Below are 7,398 nucleotides of genomic sequence, written 5' to 3'. Positions count from 1 at the left end.
TCCGCGGGGACGGTTTCTAACATTCTTGACGGGACCATCACCAATGTCCTCGGAGCTACCATCTCTGCTGGTACGCTGACGTCCGCGGGGACGGTTTCTAACATTCTTGACGGGACCATCACCAATGTCCTCGGAGCTACCATCTCTGCTGGTACGCTGACGTCCGCGGGGACGGTCTCCAACATCCTTGGCGGGACGATCACCAGCGTACTCGGCGCCACCATTACCGACGGAACACTGAGCAGCGTTACTGCTATTTCCCAAAAAAGTTTCTTTGAGCAAGAAACACTGGGTATCACAACTGCTGACGCGTTAACTCCATTGTCTCCAGTTACAACTAGCGTTTTAGGACTCTACTCTTTCTTTGTCTACAACAGCGGTTCGAACCCTGTGAATACTCAAGTGGAAGTAAGTGCTGATGGCACCCATTATTTTGTGGACACAATATCAATCGATCCTTTGGCATCCGGATCCGTTGATGTTCTTGTTCCGGCCCGTTTCTTGAAATATACTCGCTTGTCCTATCAATCGTCCACACCGGGAAGTCCTACCACCATAGACGTTATTGTTGACGGTCAAGGAACCTAATCAAGACCAATTAATATAATATACTCTTTCTTTTGAAGGGAAAAACCTGCATTAAATATATCCTCATGTACGTTAGCTCGTCCGTTCCTAGCGTTTAGTAATTTAATTGTGAATTCAGAAGGAACCTAATTTAGGCCAGATAATATAATAAGATAGACCCTAAGGGTACATGGACCTTCATGTACTCTTTCTTCAGGAGGAAAAAGATGAGTGAAGTTCAAATTGGAATCCAAATTATTATCAAAAATGAAGCAGAGCTGCTTCCTCAATGCCTGGAAAGCGTACAGGGGGCAGACGAAATTATTGTGGTAGATACCGGATCGACGGATAACTCATCCGGTTTAGCAGAGTCCTTTGGAGCCAAAGTAGTAAATATGCCGTGGCAGGATAGCTTTTCGGACCCAAGAAACGAAGCACTGCGACATGCAAATACCGACTGGATTCTGTATCTGGATGCTGATGAACGACTGGTTTCCAACTTAAATGAGGTTAGAGAGTTTTTACAAACGACGAATGCAGAAGCGTTTACGGTCTTAATTGATAATAAACTTGGTCCACATCCGGAGGAGTGTCTTAGGCACAGAGCGCTGCGAATCTTTCGCAATGGGCAAGGCTATAAATTTCGCGGGAGAATCCATGAAGATATTGGTCAATCGATTGTCGATAAGTGCGGCTCATCCATTATTAAAGATTCCCCCATTCGAATCGACCATTACGGCTATTTGCCTCAAATCCTTGCCACCAAAAACAAGGTGGTTAGAAACGAAAAGCTATTAAAAAAAGAGTTGGCTGATCACCCTAATCATCCATTTTATTTATATAATATGGGAATTACTTACTGTCAGGCAGGCCAATTAGAGGAAGCAAAAGCTTACATGCAAAAGGCTCTGATTCATACCCCGGATGTTGCGCCATATCGAGCCACGCTCATCCGCGATCTTAGCAAAATCATGCTTCAGCTCCAAGAAGTCCAACAAGCAGAAATGCTTCTGCGAAAGGAACTGCTCACCTATCCTGATTACTCTGACCTCTGCTATTTGTTAGGCGAATCATTAGAAATGCAGGGACATCTTGAGGCCGGAATGGAGTTTTATCAACGTGCTACAGAATATGAAAATGATCATTATGTCATGGAGGCAGGTATAAACAGCTATCGTGCCTTCAACAAAATGGCGGAAACAGCCTTACTTCTAGGTCATCGGGAAAATGCGGCAAGATGGTTCCACAAAGCACTGCTCATACACAATACTTACGTTCCATCCTTACATGGCATTGCGGAAGTTTTTCAACAATTAAAGGTTCCAGACAAAGAAATTTCACTGTTATTACACGATATTGTCCGGCCACACGGTTCAGACGATTATGTGATTTTGGCTGATGCTTTATACAAAGTTGGAGCATTCCAAGAAGTCGTTCATGCTATACCGGAAACTCAGCTTTCAGAGCCCAGGCTATTATTTCGCTATACAGCTGCTTTGATGCAATGTAGAAATTACGCAGATGCAGACCAAATTTTAAGCCGGTTCTCTGATAAAAAAGAGGATATGGAGAGGTTATTCCACCTTCGAAGTATTTGCCAATGGCAGCTGGCAGGTCACCTTCACGAAGAATTTGCGGCAAATATACCCGAAAGCATTCGAGGTCCACTCACTGAGCTTGACCGATACCTTACAGACAATACGCTAAGTACGGAAAAACCGGTAAAAAGCAAACGTTTGTTCAATTGCGTCCAGAAACTGATACACGAAGCTGTTTCTCTCCAATGCTTTGATACCGCAAATCGACTAGCAGTGATAATGCCAGAATACCTGATACTTTATGCGAAGGAGCTTTATTATTTGGGCAAGACATTACATTCCGCCGATCTGTTACTCGAACTCTTTCAGCAAAATCGCCATGACGAGGAAGTCATGTTCATGATTGGCGAGCTTTTATTCGACAAAGGACACTACATGCAGGCTGCTGAAATCTTTGAAACGTCAATGAATAACGGAGACGAAAATCCAAGAACAAGAACAGGTGCAGCTCTTTGCTACCTTCATCTTGCCGCAGAAAACCTCAACGAAGCCTTAGTACAAGAACCCGACGCTCAAAACTTAGCAAGCGATTTGAAAAAAATCGACGATACCATTCAGCTATTAAACCGCACATCATGGCATACAAAATGGGCTGGATATAAAAGGGGGATACATGATGAAGAAACCAGTCATCTCCTTGTGTATGATCGTTAAAAATGAAGCAGACTGTCTTCCTCGGTGCCTGAATAGCGTCAAGGAAATCGCAGATGAAATCATTATTGTGGATACCGGATCCACCGATAAAACTGTTCAAATAGCAAAAAATTTGGGGGCACAAGTCATCATGGTTCCATGGAAAGGTGACTTTTCCTACGCCCGAAATGCTGGGCTTAATCGGGCAAAAGGAACATGGGTTTTGTTTCTTGATGCCGATGAGGAACTGGATCAAGGTGATGCGGTGCAGCTAAAAACTTGTGCCGAACATCTCGAATTTGAAGCATTCTTTTTACAAATTCATAATCATTCCGGGGAAACTCTTGATTCGATTACAGCGACGGTAAATCCAATTATCCGGATGTTTCGCAATCGACCCGAATACCGTTTTCAAGGATATATACACGAACAGATTGTATCCTCTATTCTAGAAAGACAGCCGGAAGCTGCCTTGCATATTTCTTCCGTCAAAATTCACCATTACGGCTACGCGGGAACCGTTGTTGCCGCAAAAGATAAAATACAGAGAAATCTGCAACTGCTCAAGAAAGCATTGCGAGACTCCCCCGATGATCCGTTTCATCACTACAATATCGGTGTTGAATATATGCGGATGAACGACTGGCACGCCGCATTAAAACATCATCAGAAGTCTTTGTCGCTAGCCCCGCCTGAGACTAGTTACATTCACTTATTATACAAATATATAGCTCGTAGTCACTTTCATCTCGGAAATGACGCGGAAGCGATTGAGACATGCGATCAAGGAATCTCTCTGTTTTCAGATTATACCGATTTGTATCATTTGAAAGGAACCGTGCTGCTTACTTCCAACCGGAAACAAGAGGCAAAAGAAATGTTCTTAGTTGCCTTGCAGAAGGGAACGGCACCATTGCTCTACCATACGGATGCCGGAAATGGAACGTATTTATCCGCTTTCGCACTAGGGCAAATCTGTGAAGAAATGGGCGACGGGCGCTCGGCCATTCATTGGTACGCTGAAGCGATTCAATTCCAGCCGCGTTGGACAGCACCACTCTTGCGACTGATCCGTGTCATGAAATGCGCCAATCGAGAACACGAATTGGCAGAGCTGCTCATAGAACGCTTTCTTCCACTCTGGAAAGATACCATACTATTGGTCGTTAATGCCCTGGTTGAGGAAAACTGCTTCTTTGCTGCTTCCGCAGTCGAAGGATCCCTTTTAAAGCATGGCATTTCAGCTGCAGAAAAAGATAACATTGCGGATGGTACAAGTGGGATGCTTCCTGTAATCGAAACGGACTTTACAATCAAAAATGCTTTAATAAACGGCAATACAGGTGAGGCGTTCCAAATACTGCAGCCTTGGTTATCGAAACATACATCATCCTCGGATGCTCCGGTTCAAGAAGCTTACAGGAAAAGTAGAATTTTGCTTTCCTTAGCCGACACTCACCTGCATGATATGACACTTACCTCTTCTCAATTCTTTATATATCAGCGGGCAAGATACACATTACCTTCTCCCCATTTCGAGTTTTAGGAGATGTTTTCCATGAATCCATTGGATATATCCTTATGTATGATCGTAAAAAATGAAGCTGCGCATTTGGAGAACTGTCTGAATTCCGTACACAGCCTTGTGAGCGAAATGATTATCGGCGATACAGGCTCAGAAGATGGGAGCACTGATATTGCCCGCCGATTTGGAGCCCATGTCGTACCAGTAAAATGGGAGCAAGACTTTGCCAAAGCCCGAAATGCGGTACTAGAGCAGGCTGCTTGCTCCTGGATCCTTGTGCTGGATGCAGATGAGGAAGCAGTCGACTGGGATCCCTTAAAACTGGAGAAGCTGCTGAGTGTAAGAAATGCATATGGTTACTACATGCAAATGGTCAGCTATGTTGGAGAGGCTGATAGCCGGGAATTTATTACGGACAACGTCTGCCGTTTATTCCGAAACGACCCACGCATTCGGTTTCGTGGAAGAATTCATGAAGAAGTCTCGCAAAGCATCTTAGAGCTTCCGGACTCTAAGCTCTTATTCTCAAACTTGAAGCTTCATCATTACGGTTATTTACAATCTGAAATCAACAAAAAGGATAAATCTAAGCGTAACCAATCAATTATTCAGAAAGCATTAGAGGATGATCCGCAAGATTTTATGATGCAATATGCGCTGGCAACTGAATACTTTCAAATGGAAGAATATGAGGAAGCCGTAAACATCTTACTGCCTTTACTTGACAACAAAGAAGCAGGGCTAGGTCATGTATCGGACTTATACCTAAAAGCAGCCTATTGCCTTTATATGCTTAGGGATGATAAACATGCAAGCGTAGTGATCCAAAAAGGCTTGAGCCATTACGGCGATTTCAGTGATTTATACGAACTTCAAGCCCAATTGCTGCAGCGGCAAGATAAAACAATGGATGCTTATAAAACGCTGCAGACGTCATTACGTATAGGGGATGTTTCCTCCATTTATTCATCCTCCTCAGGCAGTGGAACCTATCGCACCCATTATTTAGCCGGCCGACTATGTGAAAGGCTGCTGAATTTTCAAGGGGCCTCTGACCATTATGAGCAATCTCTTTCTTTTCGCCCTGATTATATGCCGGCATGGGTAGAATTTGTTGCGGTCGAGTTATTAATGGAGCGGTCCTTTCGGTTGACCAATTTTATTGCTAAGCATCCGGAGTCCATAAATCAGAAACAGCTATCTGTACTAATCCCTTCTGTATTGAATGCTAGGGCAGTAGAGTTGCTAAAGTTCCTTTTGTTTGGATCCGAGTGTGGAAGATTTACACTTGCTCCATTGCTGAAAATATTATATCTCTTTCAAAATGATGAAGATGAGCACGCTCATCATAAGCTTCGGGAACTGTTGCGGGAATCCCCCTGCGACCAGAAACTTGTGATCTATCTGTGGGCCTCCGCATGGAAAAGGCTCGATATGAAGGATGCCCGGAACATCGCGGGACTTCTTGCCCGGGGACCGCTTGCCTCCGTGCAGCAAAGGCTCGAAGGAGAAAATAAACAGATCCTTTCTTCTTCAGACTTATCGCTTGTTTTGCAAATATTTATTCAAGTCGGGGCATGGGATGCCGTTGTAATCCTTTACCGGGAAACGTGCTGCGAGCTTTGCTGGACGAACATCCCATTACTACTTTTATCCGGACTGTCCCAAGCTCCAGCCTATATAAAAAAAGAACTGTGCACCATTTATGAAAACCAACATCGCGAAAAACCGCCTCAAAACACAGCGAACTATAAAGAGTTATTAGTCTTCACTTGGCTTGCACTGTCCTGTGGCACGATTCTCAATGTACCTAGCTCGATTGCTTTACCTTCAGACCACTGCATGGCTTATGCAGGAACCGCCTACTGCCAACTGGCAAAAGCAGCTTTTTATCAGCGTCTTCCTTGTGAATTTCCTGATTTACGATGGATCTTGAGAGCTTCTTATGCTGCCGATTCTTAAGCGAGGTAATCGCTTAAAATCTGATTCCACTTCGCTTTCCATATTCTTTTATCAAAAGCTTTTGCCGTAGCACGAGCGTTCGCACCGATCTGACGACGCATCTCTAAGTCCTCGATCAAGGTGCGAATCGCTTCAAAGAGGTGATTTTCAGTCGGTGCGACAAGCAGTCCATTATATCCATCAAGAATTAGATCATTAAGTCCCCCTACATTGGCGCTAACAACCGGTACACCGCAGCTCAACGCCTCGAGGCAAGAATACGAAGTTCCTTCTGAAAAAATGGTCGGGATCACTGCAATATCAGCCCGTCGGTATGCATGAACCATCTGCCCGAATGTATAGGCTTGGTAATGAATTCTATCTCTATGGGGGTGGGCATCCAGCCATAAGCGAAACGTTTTTGTAAGCAAGCTGTCTTCAATTAATTCTCCAGCAAATTCGATTGTTACTTGAGGATAGGCAGCGAGGATCCGATCCGCTGCCAGCATCATCGGAACGATCCCCCTCTCAATGCTGATACGCCTTGGGTATAGGATATGTATCCCATTCGAATCTTTCTGAATCTTCTCCTCGGGTGTAAATTCTTGTGTATCTACAGCGTTTGGAAGCAGCACAATTTGTTCCGGATCTTGGAAGGTACATACGGAGCGGCAAAATGTAAGAAAATGGGAATCAACGGAAACGATCCGTTTCAGCTGCCTTATGGCGCTTTGGATATTTTTCGCGACATCTGCTTTATGCTCCGTTGAAAGCGCTGGATTATCCCAATTGATCCCATGGCAAATGGCGAGGCTGCCCTTCTTATATTGGATTGGATGCCAGATAAAACTAGCATATATTAACTTCCCTTCGACCTCTGCACCCATCCGATTGAAGACTGTCACCATATCCTGATCCCGGTAATCATGTCCTATAACCTCAATCTCCTCGATTTGTTTGCGAAACGTACCACATTGGGAGAGCTGATGCACGACCGGCCGCCATCCCATCTCACAAATCGTTTCAGCTAAATCGTACAAATAGCGTTCCAAGCCGCCGCCGTAAATTTTGTCCGTCTGGCCGTTATATGCATCTACAAAACTATGCGTCAAAATGCCAATTTCTCGCGCCATA

The 7,398-nt window shown here is 44.4% G+C and carries 5 protein-coding genes; 4 read left to right on the top strand and 1 reads right to left on the bottom strand.

Annotated features, from left to right (window positions below; genetic code table 11):
* The 4 genes from HNR53_RS19650 to HNR53_RS19635 form a co-directional block, all read left to right on the top strand.
* The coding region (locus tag HNR53_RS19650) for a DUF6385 domain-containing protein (RefSeq protein ID WP_184529248.1) at positions 1-588 on the top strand (588 nt) is incomplete at its 5' end.
* A gap of 206 nt (positions 589-794) precedes the next feature.
* Positions 795-2,819, top strand: coding sequence for a TPR domain-containing glycosyltransferase (locus HNR53_RS19645; protein ID WP_184529247.1), 2,025 nt, complete (start codon positions 795-797; stop codon positions 2,817-2,819).
* Positions 2,779-4,344: a glycosyltransferase gene (locus tag HNR53_RS19640; protein WP_184529245.1), complete on the top strand. Its 1,566-nt coding sequence runs from the start codon at positions 2,779-2,781 to the stop codon at positions 4,342-4,344. Before HNR53_RS19645 ends, HNR53_RS19640 begins: the two co-directional genes overlap by 41 nt.
* A 12-nt stretch (positions 4,345-4,356) precedes the next feature.
* Positions 4,357-6,285 (top strand): tetratricopeptide repeat-containing glycosyltransferase family 2 protein, encoded by a 1,929-nt coding sequence (locus HNR53_RS19635; RefSeq protein WP_184529243.1) that lies wholly within the window; start codon positions 4,357-4,359, stop codon positions 6,283-6,285.
* Here the strand turns inward: HNR53_RS19635 and HNR53_RS19630 are convergent.
* Positions 6,282-7,397, bottom strand: coding sequence for a glycosyltransferase family 4 protein (locus HNR53_RS19630; protein WP_184529241.1), 1,116 nt, complete (start codon positions 7,395-7,397; stop codon positions 6,282-6,284). The genes HNR53_RS19635 and HNR53_RS19630 overlap by 4 nt on opposite strands.
* Position 7,398 lies beyond the last annotated feature (1 nt).

Source organism: Bacillus benzoevorans, from assembly GCF_014207535.1.
GTDB lineage: Bacteria > Bacillota > Bacilli > Bacillales > Cytobacillaceae > Bacillus_BD > Bacillus_BD benzoevorans.
This window is presented reverse-complemented; position numbering and strand designations above follow the sequence as displayed.